The following is a 14,936-nucleotide window of genomic DNA, read 5'->3' on the forward strand; positions in this document are numbered from 1 at the left end:
GGTCGTCGACGCTGCGGTGGCAGGATAGCCTTTCGTGATGCTCTACGACTGCAGCGTGCTCGCCGAGCGCGAGCGCGGGATCGCCGCCGCGATCGAGGCCGTCGGCCGCGGGGACCTGATCGTGATGCCGACCGACACGGTGTACGGCATCGGCGCGGACGCCTTCAAGACCTGGTCCGTCACCGCGCTCAACAACGCCAAGGGCCGCACGACGCCAGTGCCGGTGCTGGTCGGCTCGCGCCACACGCTGGACGGGCTCGTCTTCGGCCTGCCGCAGCCTGCCCGCGACCTGGTCGACGCCTTCTGGCCGGGTGCGCTGACGATCGTCGTCGAGCACGCGCCGAGCCTGCAGTGGGACCTGGGCAGCACCGACGGCACAGTGGCGGTGCGCATGCCGCTGCACCCGATCGCGCTGGAGGTGCTGCGCGAGACCGGCCCCATGGCGGTCTCCTCGGCCAACAAGCACGGGCAGCCGCCGGCCGAGACGGCGGAGCAGGCGCGGGAGCAGCTCGGCTACTCCGTGAGCGTCTACCTCGAGGGCGGCCCCTGCCCCGAGCCCGTCGCCAGCACGATCATCTCGATCGTCGGCGACGAGCACCGCGTGCTGCGCGCGGGCGCGATCCCGCTGGAGAAGCTCCGCGAGGTCGTGCCGGACCTCATCGCGCCCGAGTCCTGATGGCGCCGTTCAGCGTTCTGTGCGTCTGCATGGGCAACATCTGCCGGTCGCCGATGGCCGAGCGGCTGCTCGTCGCCGACGCGCTCGCGCTGGGCGGCACGGACGCCGATCTCTACGTGCACGGGGCCGGCACCGGCGGCTGGCACGCCGGCGAGTCGATGGACCCGCAGGCGGCCAAGCAGGTCCTTTCCCGCGGCGGCGACGTGAGCGGGTTCCGGGCCCGCAAGCTGCTCACCGAGCACGTGGACGCCTCCGACCTGGTGCTGACCGCGACCATCGAGCAGGTCGAGTTCGTCGTCGCCCTGCGCCCGGACGCGGCGGCGCGCACGTTCGTCTTCGGCGAGTTCGGCCGCCTGATCCGTGATGTCCGCCTGCCGCTGGGACTGCCGGACGTGTACTCGCGCGGCGTCGCCCTCGTCGAGTTGGCCGACGCGGCCCGGGCGGGGCGAGCGGCCCGGGCCGCGGACGAGCTGGACGACCCGTGGGGGCGCGCCGACGCGTACTTCAGCCGCGTCGCCGACGAGATCCACGCGACCACGAAGCCGCTGGCCGCGGCGCTTTTCGCCCGCTGAGTCAGGAAATATCCGACATGTCGCGGCGCGCGGCGCCGGACCGCACGCCCTTCAGCGCGGCCCACATGTCGCGACCGGGTCGCTCGGCGGCGCGGGCGACGTTGCGCGCCATGCGGCCGAAGACCAGCGGATGGAACGGGGCCGCGACCAGCCAGTACACGTGACCGGCCAGGCCCCGGGGGAGGAAGACGAGCCGCTGCTCGTACACCGTCCGGCCCTCTTCGTCGACCGCGGCGCGCATCTCCAGCCAGGCGTGCCCCGGCATCCTCATCTCCGCGCGCAGGCGCAGCAGCTCGCCGGGGACGATCTGCTCGACGCGCCAGAAGTCCACGACCTCGCCGGCCAGCAGGTGCTCGGGATCGCGCCGTCCCCGGCGCAGTCCCACGCCGCCGGCCAGCCGGTCCAGCCACCCGCGCACGGACCACGCGAGGGCGCAGGAGTACCAGCCGTTCTCCCCGCCGACCGCCTCGATCACGCGCCACAGGTCGTCCGGCGCGGCGGCGACGTAGTGGGCGCGCTCGTCGCGGTACACCGAACCGCCCGACCAGGCCGGGTCGCTCGGCAGCGGGTCGCTCGGCGCGCCCGGCAGCGTCGCGTTCGCCCAGCTTGTCTCGGCCCCGGCGTCGCGGATGCGGCGCAGGGCCAGGCGCACCGCGTTGTCGAAGCCGGTCAGGCCGTCGTGGGGATCGGGCACGTAGTGCGCGATGTCGTGCTCGGTGCAGACCGCCTCGTGGATGAGGCTGCCCACGAGCGGGTGGGCGATGCGGTTCGGCACGGGCGTGACCAGGCCGACCCAGCGCGAGGAGAGCGAGGGCGTCAGGACGCGCACCGGGATGAGGATGCGGCGGCGCAGGCCGGCGATCGCGGCGTACTGCTGCATGAGCCCGGCATAGGTGAGCACGTCGGGGCCGCCGATGTCGAACGCGCGGTTCACCGGCGGGGGGAAGACGGTCGCGGCGGCGACCAGGTAGCGCAGCACGTCGCGGATCGCGATCGGCTGGATGCGGTTGCGGACCCAGGCCGGGGTGACCATGACCGGAAGGCGCTCGGTGAGGTATCGCAGCATCTCGAACGACGCCGAGCCCGAGCCGATGATGACGGCGGCCCGCAGGACGGTCGCCGGCACCGCACAGCGCAGGAAGATGTCGCCGACCTCGCCGCGGGAGCGCAGGTGGGCCGAAGCCCGGCCCGGCGGAACGGGGCCGCCGAGGTACACGATCCGCTCCACCCCCGCCGCCTCGCAGGCGATGGCGAAGTTGAGGGCGCTGAGCCGGTCGACGTCCTCGAACGACTCCTGGCCCAGGGCGTGCACCAGGTAGTACGCCACCTCGATCCCGCGCATCGCCTCGGCGAGGCCGACGTCTTCGGACACATCGCCTTCCACGATCTCGACCCGTGCGGCCCAGGGCACGTCCCGCAGGCGCCGCGGGTCGCGGGTCAGGCACCGCACGTCGTGGCCGGCGGCCAGCAGTCGCGGCACCAGCCGGCCGCCGACGTACCCGGTCGCACCGGTCACGAGACATCGCATGACTTCATGCTTACCCTGCGCAATCGGCCCCTAGACTCATTTCATGGGCGAGACCTACTGGGGGCCCGACTTCGAGGCCCTGCGGGACACCGATCCGGAGATCGCCGACGTCGTCCTCGCCGAGCTCAGGCGCCTGCGCGGCGACCTGCAGCTGATCGCGAGCGAGAACCTCACCTCGCCCGCCGTTCTGGCGGTGCTCGGCTCCACGCTCACGAACAAGTACGCCGAGGGTTACCCCGGGCGCCGCTACTACGGCGGCTGCGCCGAGGTCGACCGGGCCGAGTCGCTCGCCATCGACCGGGCCAAGGCGCTCTTCGGCGCCGAGCACGCCAACCTGCAGCCGCACAGCGGGTCCAGCGCCAACCTCGCCGCCTACGCCGCCCTGCTGATGCCCGGCGACACGGTGCTCGCGATGGACCTGCCGCACGGCGGGCACCTCACGCACGGCAGCAAGGTCAACTTCTCCGGCAAGTGGTTCGCCACGGTCGGCTACCCGGTGCGCAAGGACGACGAGCTCATCGACTACGACGAGGTCCGCGACCTGGCCCTGGCCCACCGCCCGAAGCTCATCATCTGCGGGGCGACCGCGTATCCACGCCTGATCGACTTCGCGCGCTTCCGCGAGATCGCCGACGAGGTCGACGCCTACCTCATGGTCGACGCCGCCCACTTCATCGGCCTGGTCGCGGGCGGGGCGATCCCGTCGCCGGTGCCCCACGCCGACGTGGTCTGCGCCACCACGCACAAGGTGCTGCGCGGCCCGCGCGGCGGCATGATCCTGTGCCGGGAGAAGCTGGCGCAGCGCATCGACAAGGCGGTCTTCCCGTTCACGCAGGGCGGCCCGCTCATGCACGCCGTCGCGGCGAAGGCGGTCGCGCTCAAGGAGGCGGCCCAGCCCGCCTACGCCGACTACGCCCGCCAGGTCGTCGCCAACGCGCGGGCGCTCGCCGAGGGGCTGGCGGGGGAGGGGATGCGGCCCGTCTCCGGGGGTACCGACACCCATCTGGCCCTGGTCGACCTGCGCGCGCTGCGGATCACCGGCCGCGAGGCGGAGGAGCGCTGTGACGCCGCCGGGATCACGCTGAACAAGAACGCCATTCCGTACGACCCGGAGAAGCCGATGACCGCGTCGGGCATCCGGGTCGGGACCCCGTCGGTGACCACGCAGGGCATGAAGGAGCCCGAGATGCTGCGTATCGCCGCGCTCATCGCGGCCGCGGTGCGCGGCGAGCCGGTCGGGGAGGAGGTGCGCGAGCTCACCGCGTCCTTCCCGGCGTATCCTTCACCCCGATGAAGAAGCGCCTTACCCATCTGCCCGCCCAGCTGATCGCCATGGCGATCGTGCTCGTCGTCACCGTCCCCATCGCGCTGTGGCGCGACGGCGGGGCGGGGGCCGGCGGCGACGTGGCCGGGGTCGCGCTGGTCACCCTGAGCTACGTGGTCTCCAGCCTGGTCATCGCCTGGACCGACCTGCGGGCGCGGCACCTGCTGCTGCCGGTCGCGCTGGCCACCTATCTCATCAAGTTCACGCTGATCGGCCTGGCGATGTGGGTCGTGCTCAGCACCGGATGGTCGGGGCTGCCCTGGATGGGCGTCGCGGTCATCGTCGCGGTGATCGCGTGGATGACCGCGCACGCCGTGTGGGTGTGGCGGGCCAAGATTCCGTACGTCGAGGTTTAGCAGGGGTTCCGGCGCTCGGAGCCCAGCGCGGTGTTGACGCGGCCGTTGTCGACCGTCCACGCGGCCTGGGTGCGATAGGAGCCGGCCTGGCAGGCGGCCGTTACCTGGCGGGTGCGCTGGGCCGACGGCACGGAGCGCAACGTATCGGCCTTCGCCGCGGTGAACGTTTGTTCAGTCACGGTCTGCCAGCCCGAATCCGTGCTGCGCTGCAGCCGGACGGTCACCACGAGCCGGTCGGGGCCGGGGTCGGCGCAACGGAACTGCGCGGCGGCGACCAGCTTTCCATCACGCTGCGTCACGCGCTGCGGTGATATGGAGCACACCGATCCGGCCGTGCCAGCGGTCGGGCGGGGCGTCTCGTCACGGCCGGTCCTGGTGACGACGACCACCGCGAGGATCAGCAAGAAGGCGATGCCGGCGTTGCGCAAGGTCACCACTCCTGTACCCACTGTTATTCTGCTGTTTCAGCTAACCCGGTAGGAGTGACGGTGCGCAACATTCACTCACGCATGAGTCGTCTAGTTGACGTTCTGCGAGGATTCGGAGTAGTAACGTTGACGGCCGCCGGTTGATGTCCCCGGCCTGATGAGCGAACCCCCGCGCGACGAGCACGCGGGGGTCGATGCACAGGTGCTCCCGGCAGGCTGATATGGTCACCGCGTCATGGCCGGTAACCAGACACCCAAGCAGTCCGGTTCGAGCGGAGCCAACCAGGGTTGGGCCGCCGTCGGATACCTCATCTCGGGCATCGCCGTGTGGGGTTTCGTCGGCTGGCTCGTCGACCGTTGGCTCGAGTGGGACGGGATCGCCACCGCGATCGGATGCGTGCTCGGCGCCGCTGGCGGCATCTATCTGGTGGTCAAGCGGCTGGGCGCCTGAGCCCGGCGGCACCTATATATCGAGAGGAACGTGGTGAGCGGTCAGGTTCTGGCGGAGGTGCCCTTCCCGCCCAGCGTGAACGACATCTACCCACCCGCGTTGGTGGACGCCGCTCCGTGGCTGACCAAGTTCAGCCTGTTCCTGTGGTTGGCCGCCGCGATCGTGATCGTGTTCTTCCTGGTCGCCTACCGCAGCCCGAAGATCGTGCCCACCAAGGGCCAGTGGCTCGCCGAGAGCCTCTACGGGTTCGTGCGCGAGGGCGTGGCCAAGGACGTCATCGGCCACGAGGGGCTGCGTTTCGCGCCCTACCTCGCGAGCCTGTTCATCTTCATCCTGGTCGGCAACGTCTTCTCGATCGTGCCGTTCATCCAGGTTTCACCTATGGCTCACATCGCCTTCCCGTTGATGCTGGCGCTGTCCACCTACGTTCTGTACCTGTTCCAGGGCTTCAAGAAACACGGGTTCCTCGGCTACCTCAAGCACGCGACCGTGATGCCCGCCCCGTGGTTCATGCAGCCCCTGCTGCTGCCGATCGAGGCCCTGCAGACGTTCATCCTGCAGCCGGTCACGCTGGCGCTGCGACTCTTCGCCAACATGTTCGCCGGCCACATGCTGCTGCTGGTGTTCACGCTGGGCGGCTTCGCGCTGCTCAACGCGGAGAGCCTCTTCATCAAGCCGATCTCGGTGGTCTCTTGGGCGATGACGATCATGCTGACGTTCTTCGAGTTGCTGATCGCCGCCCTGCAGGCCTACGTCTTCACGCTCCTGACGGCCAACTACCTCGCGGGCACCCTCGCCGAGGAGCACTGAGCCTCGCACGTCCCACCCCCGCTTCAAAGCCTCGAAAGCGTTCTCGCTCCACCCTTTTCAGTTGTCCCGCGTGAATTGGTCACGCGAGATCCCAGGAGGAAACACAAATGGCTCTCGCTGAAGTCTCCGGTAGCCTTTCCGCCATCGGTTACGGTCTCGCCGCGATTGGCCCCGGCATCGGTGTCGGCATCGTCTTCGCGTCGTACATCCAGGCGACCGCCCGTCAGCCCGAGTCGGCCGGCCTGACCCGCACCTACATGTTCCTCGGCTTCGCCGTGGTCGAGGCGCTCGCCCTGCTGGGTATCGCCTTCGGCTTCGTGTTCAAGTAATCCTCCCTCCGATTCAAGCCCGGGAGGTTTCCCATGCTGATCTTCGCTGAAGAAGCTGAGCACAACCCGATCATCCCGATCTGGCAGGAGATCGTCGTCGGCGGCATCGCCTTCGCGATCCTCTGCTTCGTGCTGATGAAGTTCGTCTTCCCCCGCATGGAGGAGACCTTCCGGGCGCGGGTCGACGCGATCGAGGGCGGGATCAAGCGCGCCGAGGAGGCGCAGGCCGAGGCAAACCGGCTCCTGCAGCAATACAAGGAGCAGTTGGCCGAGGCCCGCACCGAGGCGGCCCGCATCCGTGACGAGGCGCGCGCCGACGCCGCCGGCATCCGCGAGGACATCCTCGCCAAGGCCCGCGAGGAGAGCGACCGCATCATCGCCGCGGGACGCGACGCCCTGCAGACCGAGCGGCAGACCATCGTTCGCCAGCTGCGGACGGAGATCGGCTCGCTCGCGGTCGACCTTGCCGGCCGGATCGTCGGCGAGTCCCTCGAGGAGGAGGCCCGCCGCCGTGGCACGGTCGCGCGGTTCCTCGCAGAGATCGGCGAGGGCGGCGGCGACGCGGCCGGTGTCGCCGGGCGGCGCTGATGGACAACATCAACCGCGAGGCCTACGGGGCCGCTGCCGACAAGCTCGCCGGATACTCGGCGAGCGCTGACGTCGCTGCGATCACCAAGGTCGCCGACGAGACTCTCGCGGTGGCGGCCCTGCTGCGGCGCGAGCCGCGGCTGCGCCGGGCGCTGGCCGACCCGGCCCGCCCGGGCGAGGAGCGCGCGGGGCTGATCAGCTCGATCCTGTCGGGCAAGGTCGGCGCCGAGACGGTCGGACTGCTCGGCGCGCTGGTGTCCGGGCGCTGGTCCGGGCCGGGCGCGCTGCTCGACGGCGTCGAGCGCCTCGGCGTCGACGCGCTGCTGGCCGGCGCCGACCGCGGCGGGGACCTGGCCGACGTGGAGGACGAGCTCTTCCGCTTCAGCCAGATCGTCGCGGGTGACCCGCGACTCGCCGGGGCTCTGAGCGACTCGACCGCGCCCGTCGCGGCCCGCACGGAACTGGTGTCGAGCCTGCTCGAGGGCAAGGCCAAGCTGGCCACGATCAGCCTCGCGCAGCTCGCGGTCGCCGGCTTCGGCGGTCGCGGCTTCGAAACCTCGCTCACCCGCCTGGTCGAGCTGGCCGCCGCGAAGCGGGACCGGTCGGTGGCCTACGTCACCACCGCCGTCGTGCTGACCGACGCCGAGGAGCAGCGCCTGGCCGACCGTCTGGCCGAGCTGTACGGTCGGAGTGTCTCGCTGAAGGTCGACGTCGATCCGCGCATCATCGGAGGCGTGCGGGTCAAGGTGGGCGCCGACCTCTACGACGGCACGGTCGCCCGGCGTCTCGCCGAGGCCAAGACAGCGCTCTCGAAGTAATTACCCCGAAGCTTGTTACTCCAGATAGAAGGTTGAGGATGGCCGAGCTGACCATCTCCTCGGACGACATTCGGGGCGCACTCGAGCGCTACGTCTCGTCCGTTGACTCAAAGATCTCCCGCGAGGAGGTCGGCGTCGTCTCGTACGCCGGCGACGGTATCGCCCAGGTCGAGGGCCTGCCCTCGACGATGGCCAACGAGCTGCTCGAGTTCGAGGACGGCACGCTCGGCCTCTCGCTCAACCTCGACGTCCGCGAGATCGGCGTCGTCGTCCTCGGCAAGTTCGAGGGCATCGAGGAGGGCCAGCAGGTCAAGCGGACCGGCCGCGTGCTCTCGGTCCCGGTCGGCGACGCCTTCCTCGGCCGCGTGGTCAACCCGCTGGGCGAGCCCATCGACGACCGCGGCGACATCGCGGACGAGGGCTTCCGCGAGCTCGAGCTGCAGGCCCCGAACGTCATGGCCCGCCAGCCGGTCAAGGAGCCGCTGCAGACCGGCATCAAGGCGATCGACGCCATGACCGCCATCGGCCGCGGCCAGCGCCAGCTGATCATCGGTGACCGCAAGACCGGCAAGACCACGGTCGCGCTGGACACGATCATCAACCAGCGGGACAACTGGAAGTCCGGCGACCCGAAGAAGCAGGTTCGCTGCATCTACGTCGCCATCGGCCAGAAGGCCACCACCATCGCCGCCATCAAGGGGACGCTGGAGGAGCAGGGCGCGATGGAGTACACCACCATCGTTGCCTCTCCGGCGGACGACCCGGCCGGCTTCAAGTACATCGCCCCCTACACCGGTTCGGCCATCGGCCAGCACTGGATGTACGGCGGCAAGCACGTCCTGATCGTCTTCGACGACCTGACCAAGCAGGCCGAGGCGTACCGCGCGGTCTCGCTGCTGCTGCGCCGCCCGCCGGGTCGCGAGGCATACCCCGGTGACGTCTTCTACCTGCACTCCCGCCTGCTGGAGCGCTGCGCGAAGCTCTCCGAGGAGCTCGGCGGCGGCTCGATGACCGGCCTGCCGATCATCGAGACGAAGGCCAACGACATCTCGGCCTACATCCCGACCAACGTCATCTCGATCACCGACGGCCAGGTCTTCCTGGAGTCCGACCTGTTCAACCAGGGCGTCCGGCCGGCGATCAACGTCGGCACCTCGGTCTCCCGGGTCGGTGGTTCGGCGCAGGTCAAGGGCATGAAGGACGTCGCCGGCCGGCTGCGGCTGGACCTCGCGCAGTACCGCGAGCTCGAGGCGTTCTCCGCGTTCGCCTCCGACCTGGACAAGGCCTCGCGCGCCCAGCTGGACAAGGGCGCCCGCCTGGTCGAGCTGCTCAAGCAGCCGCAGTACTCGCCCTTCACGGTCGAGGAGGAGATCGTCTCGGTGTGGGCCGGCACCACGGGCCAGCTCGACTCGATCCCGGTCGGCGAGATCCGCCGCTTCGAGGGCGAGTTCCTGCAGCACCTGCGCTCCAGCCGCAAGGAGCTGCTGGTTGCGATCGCCGAGACCAAGAAGCTCGAGCAGAGCACGATCGACGGCCTGACCGACGCGATCAGCTCGTTCAAGCAGGTCTTCTCGGCAAAGGGCGACGACATCACGGTCAACGAGGCCCCGGCCAAGGCGATCGAGGGCGAGCAGTCCCGCGAGACCGTCACCCGCCAGGTCCGGAAGTCGGGCTGACGCATGGCCGGTCAGGTACAGGCACTGCGCCGGAGGATCCGCACGGTCAAGTCGACCAAGAAGATCACGAAGGCGCAGGAGCTCGTCGCCACGAGCCGCATCGGCAAGGCGCAGGAGCGGGTTGCCGCCTCCCTGCCCTACGCCGACGCGATCACGGGCGTGCTGACGGCACTGGCGAGCAACGCGAACATCGACCACCCGCTGCTCGTGCCGCGCACCCCGGTCCGTCGGGCCGGCGTGCTCGTGGTCACCAGCGACCGCGGGCTGTGCGGCGGCTACAACGCCAACGCGCTGCGCACCGCGGAGCAGCTGATCGCCAAGCTGCGCCAGGACGGCAAGCAGGTCGCGCTGTACGTCGCCGGCCGTAAGGGTGTGGCGTACTACCGGTTCCGCGGCCGCGAGATCGCCGGGAGCTGGACGGGCTTCTCCGAGCAGCCGCGTTACGAGAACGCGGCCGACATCGGCGAGACGCTCATCCAGGCCTTCGTCAACGGCGCCGACGACTCCGTCGACGGCCCGGGCCCGGACGGCATCCTCGGCATCGACGAGCTCTACATGGTCCACACGCAGTTCCGCTCCCTGATGACCCAGACCCCCGTGGCGCGCATCGTCGCACCGCTGGAGGTCGAGGAGCAGGAGGTCAGCGGGCCGCTGCCGGCGTACGAGTTCGAGCCGGAGGCCGAGGTGCTGCTCGAGGCGCTGCTGCCGAAGTACATCAACACGCGGATCTTCGCGGCGTTGCTGGACTCGGCGGCCAGCGAGTCCGCCGCGCGTCGGCGCGCCATGAAGAGCGCCTCCGACAACGCCGACGACCTGCTCAAGCGGTACACCCGCGAGATGAACTCCGCGCGGCAGGCGGCGATCACCCAGGAAATCAGCGAGATCGTCGGTGGCGCCAACGCGCTGGCGGCGGCGGGAAGTGATGTGTGATGACTGCACCAGCAGACACGAAGACCGCGGTCGGCCGCGTGGTCCGGGTCATCGGCCCGGTCGTCGACGCCGAGTTCCCGCGTGACGCCATGCCCGACATCTACAACGCGCTCCACGTCGATGTGACCCTCTCCGGGGGCACCAAGACGCTGACGCTCGAGGTCGCCCAGCACCTCGGCGACAACATGGTGCGTGCCATCTCCATGCAGCCCACCGACGGTCTGGTCCGCGGCACCGAGGTGCGCGACACCGGTGCCGGCATCTCGGTGCCGGTCGGCGACGTGACCAAGGGCCACGTGTTCAACGCCCTCGGCGAGGTGCTCAACGCCGACGAGTCGAAGCTGGAGATCAACGAGCGGTGGGAGATCCACCGCTCGGCGCCCAAGTTCGCCGAGCTCGAGCCGAAGACCGAGATGCTGGAGACCGGCATCAAGGTGCTCGACCTGCTCGCGCCCTACGTGCGCGGTGGCAAGATCGGCCTGTTCGGCGGCGCCGGCGTGGGTAAGACGGTGCTCATCCAGGAGATGATCACCCGCGTTGCCCGCAACTTCGGTGGTACGTCGGTGTTCGCCGGCGTGGGTGAGCGCACCCGTGAGGGCAACGACCTCATCCTGGAGATGGCCGAAGGTGGCGTCCTGGACAAGACCGCGCTGGTCTTCGGTCAGATGGACGAGCCGCCGGGCACCCGTCTGCGGGTCGCGCTGTCCGCGCTGACCATGGCGGAGTACTTCCGCGACGTGCAGAACCAGGAGGTGCTGCTCTTCATCGACAACATCTTCCGGTTCACCCAGGCCGGCTCCGAGGTCTCGACGCTGCTCGGCCGCATGCCGAGCGCCGTCGGTTACCAGCCGACCCTGGCCGACGAGATGGGTCTGCTGCAGGAGCGCATCACCTCCGTGCGGGGCAAGGCCATCACCTCGCTCCAGGCGATCTACGTGCCCGCCGACGACTACACCGACCCGGCGCCGGCCACCACGTTCGCCCACCTGGACGCGACGACCAACCTCGAGCGGTCGATCTCGGACAAGGGCATCTACCCGGCCGTCGACCCGCTGGCGTCCTCCTCGCGCATCCTCGCGCCGGAGTTCGTCGGCGTCGAGCACTACACGGTCGCCCGCGAGGTGCAGCGGATTCTGCAGAAGTACAAGGACCTGCAGGACATCATCGCCATCCTCGGCATGGACGAGCTGTCCGAAGAGGACAAGGTGACGGTCGCCCGCGCCCGTCGCATCGAGCGGTTCCTGTCGCAGAACACCTACGCCGCCGAGCAGTTCACCGGCGTGGCGGGCTCGACCGTGCCGCTCAAGGAGACGATCGAGGCGTTCAAGAAGATCAGCGAGGGCGAGTACGACCACTTCCCCGAGCAGGCGTTCTTCATGTGTGGCGGCCTCGAGGACCTCGAGAAGAAGGCGCACGAGCTGATGAAGGACTGACCTTCGTCGGTCTTCGGGAAGGGCGCGTCGCCGTCTGGTGGCGCGCCTTTCTTCTGCTTGTGGACATTTGAAATTTTCGGCAAAGGCGCTTCGCCGAGCGGTGACATGCGTCACGCTCTGAAGTGTTCGTCCCGAGGTTCCGCGCACGCCGCCGCGGAGGCCGTTCACCAGGTGTGCCAACGTGGTGAGGCCCACTGCTCGGCGCGTCGGATCATTGACTAGACTCGTCCAAACCGAATCGCGCACACGAGGAGTAACTAGCGTGGCGAGGCAGCTGCACGTCGAGCTCGTAGCCGTCGAGGAGAAGGTGTGGTCCGGCGACGCCGACATGGTCGTCGCGCGCACCACCGAGGGTGAGCTCGGCGTCCTTTACGGCCACGAACCGCTCCTGGGTCAGCTCGCCGAGGAGGGGCAGGTGCGCATCAAGCAGGGCAGCCAGGAGCTGGCCTACGACGTGGCCGGCGGGTTCATCTCCGTCACCGGCACCGGCGTGACGGTCCTCGCCGAGAGCTGCACCCCCGCCACCGCCTCCGCCGCCCACTGACGGCCGGGCGGCACAGGTGAGGATCGTCGAGGGCATCGGCATCGCGGTCCTGATCCTGCTCGCCGCCCTGGCGGTGCTGTTCCTGCGCCGCCTCGCGATCGCCCGGCTGGGCGGCACCATCGAGCTCGGCGTCCGCCTGAGCACCATCGTTCCCGGCCGCGGCTGGTCCGCCGGCCTTGCCCGGTTCGCCGGCGACGATCTGCGGTGGTATCGCATCTTCAGTTTCTGGCCGGGCCCGCGCCGCGTCCTGTCGCGGCGCGGGCTCGCCGTCGACCGCCGCCGCACGCCCGACGCGGCCGAGCTCCTGGTGCTGCCGCCGGACTGGGTGATCGTGCGGTGCGTCAGCCGCCAGGCGCCCGTCGAGATCGCGATGGCGGAGCGGGCGCTGACCGGCTTCCTGTCCTGGGTCGAGGCGGCGCCCCCGGGGGACCCGACCCCGGAGACGCGCCCCTACCGCTACAAGGCGGGCTGAGCCGAGTTTCTAACGCTCCCCGCCGGGAACCCATTTCACGTCGCCGCCCGGGTTCGCCGCGCGGCACAGGATGAACAGCAGGTCGGACAGGCGGTTGAGGTACTGCAGCGCGATCTCGTTGGTCCGGTCCGCGTCGACTTCCCACAGCGCCCAGGCACTGCGCTCGGCCCGCCGGGCGACCGTGCGGGCGACGTGCAGCAGCGCGGCGCCCGGGGTGCCGCCAGGCAGGATGAAGGAGTCCAGCTTGGGTAGCTCCGCGTTGAACTCGTCACACCAGTTCTCCAGCCGGGTCACCTGCTCGGCGGTGACGCGCAGCGGCGGGTGGGGCGGGTCGGCCGAGATCGGGTTGCACAGGTCGGCGCCCACGTCGAAGAGGTCGTTCTGCACGACCTGGAGCACCGCCGCGATCCGCTCGGCAAGCGAGCCCAGCGCCAGCGCGGCGCCGATTGCCGCGTTGGCCTCGTCAACGTCGGCGTACGCGACGAGGCGCGGGTCGGTCTTCGACACCCGCGAGAAGTCGCCCAGTCCCGTGGTGCCGGTGTCGCCGGTCTTCGTGTAGATCCGCGTGAGGTGAATGGCCATGGTTTTCACGGTACGGAATCCCCCTACGATGACGGACGTGGACGTGATCCGTGTTGAGGGCGGGACCCGGCTCGCCGGGGACGTATCCGTGGTCGGCGCGAAGAACTCGGCGCTGAAGCTGATGGCCGCCGCGCTGCTGGCCACGGGGCGAAGCGTGCTGACGAACGTGCCGCGCATCACCGACATCGCCATCATGTCCGAGGTGCTGCGCCGCCTCGGCTGCGACGTCGAGCAGGACGGCGACCGCGTCATCATCGACGTGCCCGAGGAGCTCGGCACCGAGGCCGACTACGACCTGGTGCGCCGGCTGCGCGCCTCGATCTGCGTGCTCGGCCCGCTGCTGGCCCGCCGCGGCCACGTCCGCGTCGCCCACCCCGGCGGCGACGCGATCGGCTCCCGTGGCCTGGACATGCACGTCGAGGGCCTGCGCCGGATGGGCGCCGACATCTCCGGCGAGCACGGCTTCGTCATCGCCACCGCGCCGAAGCTGCACGGCGCCACGATCTGGCTCGACTTCCCCAGCGTCGGCGCGACCGAGAACCTGCTCATGGCCGCGGTCCTGGCGGGCGGCCGCACCGAGATCGACAACGCCGCCCGCGAGCCGGAGATCGTCGACATCTGCCGGATGCTGACCGACATGGGCGCCGACATCCAGGGCGCCGGCACCTCCCGGCTGACCATCCAGGGCGTGACGGAGCTGCGCCCGGTCGAGCACCGCACCGTCGGCGACCGCATCGTGGCCGGCACGTGGGCCTTCGCCGCGGCGATGACCCGCGGCGACGTGACCGTCCACGGCATCGACCCGGCGTGCCTGGAGATCGCCCTCGACAAGGTCGTCACGGCCGGCGGCGAGGTCACCACAGCCGCGGACTCGTTCCGCGTGGTGATGCCGTCCCGCCCGAAGGCCGTCGACGTGGTGACCCTGCCCTACCCCGGGTTCGCCACCGACCTGCTGCCGATGGCGGTGGGGCTGGCGGCGGTGAGCGAGGGCTCGGCGCTGATCACGGAGAACATCTTCGACGGGCGCTTCATGTTCATCAACGAGATGTCCCGGCTCGGCGCGGACATCCGTACCGACGGGCATCACGCCGTCGTGCGGGGCAAGGAGCGGCTCTCCGGGGCGCCGGTGACCGCGACCGACATCCGCGCCGGGGCGGGGCTGGCGATCGCGGGGCTCTGCGCCGACGGGATCACGGAAGTGCGCCACGTGCATCACATCGACCGGGGCTATCCCAGCTTCGAGTCGGATCTGCGGGCGCTCGGGGTCGCCGTGGAGCGGGCGGTCGCGCCGCCCGATCAGTTCGACTTCTGATCCCGCTTGGATCCGGAAATGTCGGGGCGCTGGCGCGCCGCGATATTTCCGGATATAACCCGCGTCGGGCGAGAAATGCGGTCAGTCGGGCTTGACTCATCCTCCGG

The 14,936-nt window shown here is 70.1% G+C and carries 18 protein-coding genes; 15 read left to right on the plus strand and 3 right to left on the minus strand.

Going from position 1 to position 14,936, the window contains the following annotated elements; translation table 11 throughout:
- The first annotated feature begins 37 nt into the window (after positions 1-37).
- Both ACQPY0_RS07765 and ACQPY0_RS07770 read left to right on the plus strand, forming a co-directional pair.
- Positions 38-676, plus strand: a complete 639-nt coding sequence (locus tag ACQPY0_RS07765; protein WP_432986371.1) for an L-threonylcarbamoyladenylate synthase — start codon at positions 38-40, stop codon at positions 674-676.
- Positions 676-1,248, plus strand: a complete 573-nt coding sequence (locus ACQPY0_RS07770; RefSeq protein ID WP_432986373.1) for a phosphotyrosine protein phosphatase — start codon at positions 676-678, stop codon at positions 1,246-1,248. The genes ACQPY0_RS07765 and ACQPY0_RS07770 overlap by 1 nt, the downstream gene beginning before the upstream one ends.
- A 1-nt stretch (position 1,249) precedes the next feature.
- On the opposite strand, the gene ACQPY0_RS07775 is transcribed toward ACQPY0_RS07770, so the two are convergent.
- Positions 1,250-2,776 carry an SDR family oxidoreductase gene (locus ACQPY0_RS07775; protein ID WP_432986376.1) on the minus strand — a complete coding sequence of 509 codons (1,527 nt, stop codon included), beginning with the start codon at positions 2,774-2,776 and terminating at the stop codon, positions 1,250-1,252.
- 43 nt (positions 2,777-2,819) lie between these two features.
- Here ACQPY0_RS07775 and glyA point away from each other — a divergent pair, with 43 nt between their 5' ends.
- On the plus strand, positions 2,820-4,070 hold the full coding sequence (gene glyA / locus ACQPY0_RS07780) for a serine hydroxymethyltransferase (protein WP_432986378.1): 1,251 nt from the start codon (positions 2,820-2,822) through the stop codon (positions 4,068-4,070).
- On the plus strand, positions 4,067-4,456 hold the full coding sequence (locus tag ACQPY0_RS07785) for a hypothetical protein (RefSeq protein ID WP_432986380.1): 390 nt from the start codon (positions 4,067-4,069) through the stop codon (positions 4,454-4,456). Before glyA ends, ACQPY0_RS07785 begins: the two co-directional genes overlap by 4 nt.
- Here ACQPY0_RS07785 and ACQPY0_RS07790 read toward each other — a convergent pair.
- Positions 4,453-4,884, minus strand: coding sequence for a hypothetical protein (locus ACQPY0_RS07790; protein WP_432986382.1), 432 nt, complete (start codon positions 4,882-4,884; stop codon positions 4,453-4,455). The genes ACQPY0_RS07785 and ACQPY0_RS07790 overlap by 4 nt on opposite strands.
- A 235-nt stretch (positions 4,885-5,119) precedes the next feature.
- Between ACQPY0_RS07790 and ACQPY0_RS07795 the strand changes: the two genes are divergently transcribed.
- The 10 genes from ACQPY0_RS07795 to ACQPY0_RS07840 all read left to right on the plus strand — a co-directional run bounded on the left by ACQPY0_RS07795 (position 5,120) and on the right by ACQPY0_RS07840 (position 12,935).
- Positions 5,120-5,335 (plus strand): AtpZ/AtpI family protein, encoded by a 216-nt coding sequence (locus ACQPY0_RS07795; RefSeq protein WP_432986384.1) that lies wholly within the window; start codon positions 5,120-5,122, stop codon positions 5,333-5,335.
- Between the two features lie 33 nt (positions 5,336-5,368).
- Positions 5,369-6,145: a F0F1 ATP synthase subunit A gene (gene atpB / locus ACQPY0_RS07800; RefSeq protein ID WP_432986386.1), complete on the plus strand. Its 777-nt coding sequence runs from the start codon at positions 5,369-5,371 to the stop codon at positions 6,143-6,145.
- Positions 6,146-6,252: 107 nt separating this feature from the next.
- Complete coding sequence (gene atpE / locus ACQPY0_RS07805; protein ID WP_432986388.1) at positions 6,253-6,474, plus strand: ATP synthase F0 subunit C; 222 nt, start codon at positions 6,253-6,255, stop codon at positions 6,472-6,474.
- Positions 6,475-6,507: 33 nt separating this feature from the next.
- On the plus strand, positions 6,508-7,062 hold the full coding sequence (locus ACQPY0_RS07810) for a F0F1 ATP synthase subunit B (RefSeq protein WP_432986390.1): 555 nt from the start codon (positions 6,508-6,510) through the stop codon (positions 7,060-7,062).
- On the plus strand, positions 7,062-7,880 hold the full coding sequence (locus ACQPY0_RS07815) for a F0F1 ATP synthase subunit delta (protein WP_432986392.1): 819 nt from the start codon (positions 7,062-7,064) through the stop codon (positions 7,878-7,880). Before ACQPY0_RS07810 ends, ACQPY0_RS07815 begins: the two co-directional genes overlap by 1 nt.
- A gap of 38 nt (positions 7,881-7,918) precedes the next feature.
- On the plus strand, positions 7,919-9,556 hold the full coding sequence (gene atpA / locus ACQPY0_RS07820) for a F0F1 ATP synthase subunit alpha (protein WP_432986394.1): 1,638 nt from the start codon (positions 7,919-7,921) through the stop codon (positions 9,554-9,556).
- 3 nt (positions 9,557-9,559) lie between these two features.
- On the plus strand, positions 9,560-10,486 hold the full coding sequence (locus tag ACQPY0_RS07825) for a F0F1 ATP synthase subunit gamma (protein ID WP_432986396.1): 927 nt from the start codon (positions 9,560-9,562) through the stop codon (positions 10,484-10,486).
- Positions 10,486-11,919: a F0F1 ATP synthase subunit beta gene (gene atpD / locus ACQPY0_RS07830; protein WP_432986398.1), complete on the plus strand. Its 1,434-nt coding sequence runs from the start codon at positions 10,486-10,488 to the stop codon at positions 11,917-11,919. The genes ACQPY0_RS07825 and atpD overlap by 1 nt, the downstream gene beginning before the upstream one ends.
- 262 nt (positions 11,920-12,181) lie before the next feature.
- A complete protein-coding gene (locus tag ACQPY0_RS07835) occupies positions 12,182-12,463 on the plus strand; it encodes a F0F1 ATP synthase subunit epsilon (RefSeq protein WP_432986400.1) in 282 nt (93 codons plus the stop codon).
- Positions 12,464-12,479: 16 nt separating this feature from the next.
- Positions 12,480-12,935, plus strand: a complete 456-nt coding sequence (locus tag ACQPY0_RS07840; RefSeq protein WP_432986402.1) for a DUF2550 domain-containing protein — start codon at positions 12,480-12,482, stop codon at positions 12,933-12,935.
- A gap of 9 nt (positions 12,936-12,944) precedes the next feature.
- On the opposite strand, the gene ACQPY0_RS07845 is transcribed toward ACQPY0_RS07840, so the two are convergent.
- On the minus strand, positions 12,945-13,517 hold the full coding sequence (locus ACQPY0_RS07845; protein ID WP_432986404.1) for a cob(I)yrinic acid a,c-diamide adenosyltransferase: 573 nt from the start codon (positions 13,515-13,517) through the stop codon (positions 12,945-12,947).
- Between the two features lie 28 nt (positions 13,518-13,545).
- On the opposite strand from ACQPY0_RS07845, the gene murA reads away from it, so the two are divergent.
- Positions 13,546-14,829 (plus strand): UDP-N-acetylglucosamine 1-carboxyvinyltransferase, encoded by a 1,284-nt coding sequence (murA, locus tag ACQPY0_RS07850; RefSeq protein WP_432986406.1) that lies wholly within the window; start codon positions 13,546-13,548, stop codon positions 14,827-14,829.
- Positions 14,830-14,936 lie beyond the last annotated feature (107 nt).

Source organism: Dactylosporangium sp. CA-233914, from assembly GCF_050942935.1.
GTDB lineage: Bacteria > Actinomycetota > Actinomycetes > Mycobacteriales > Micromonosporaceae > Dactylosporangium.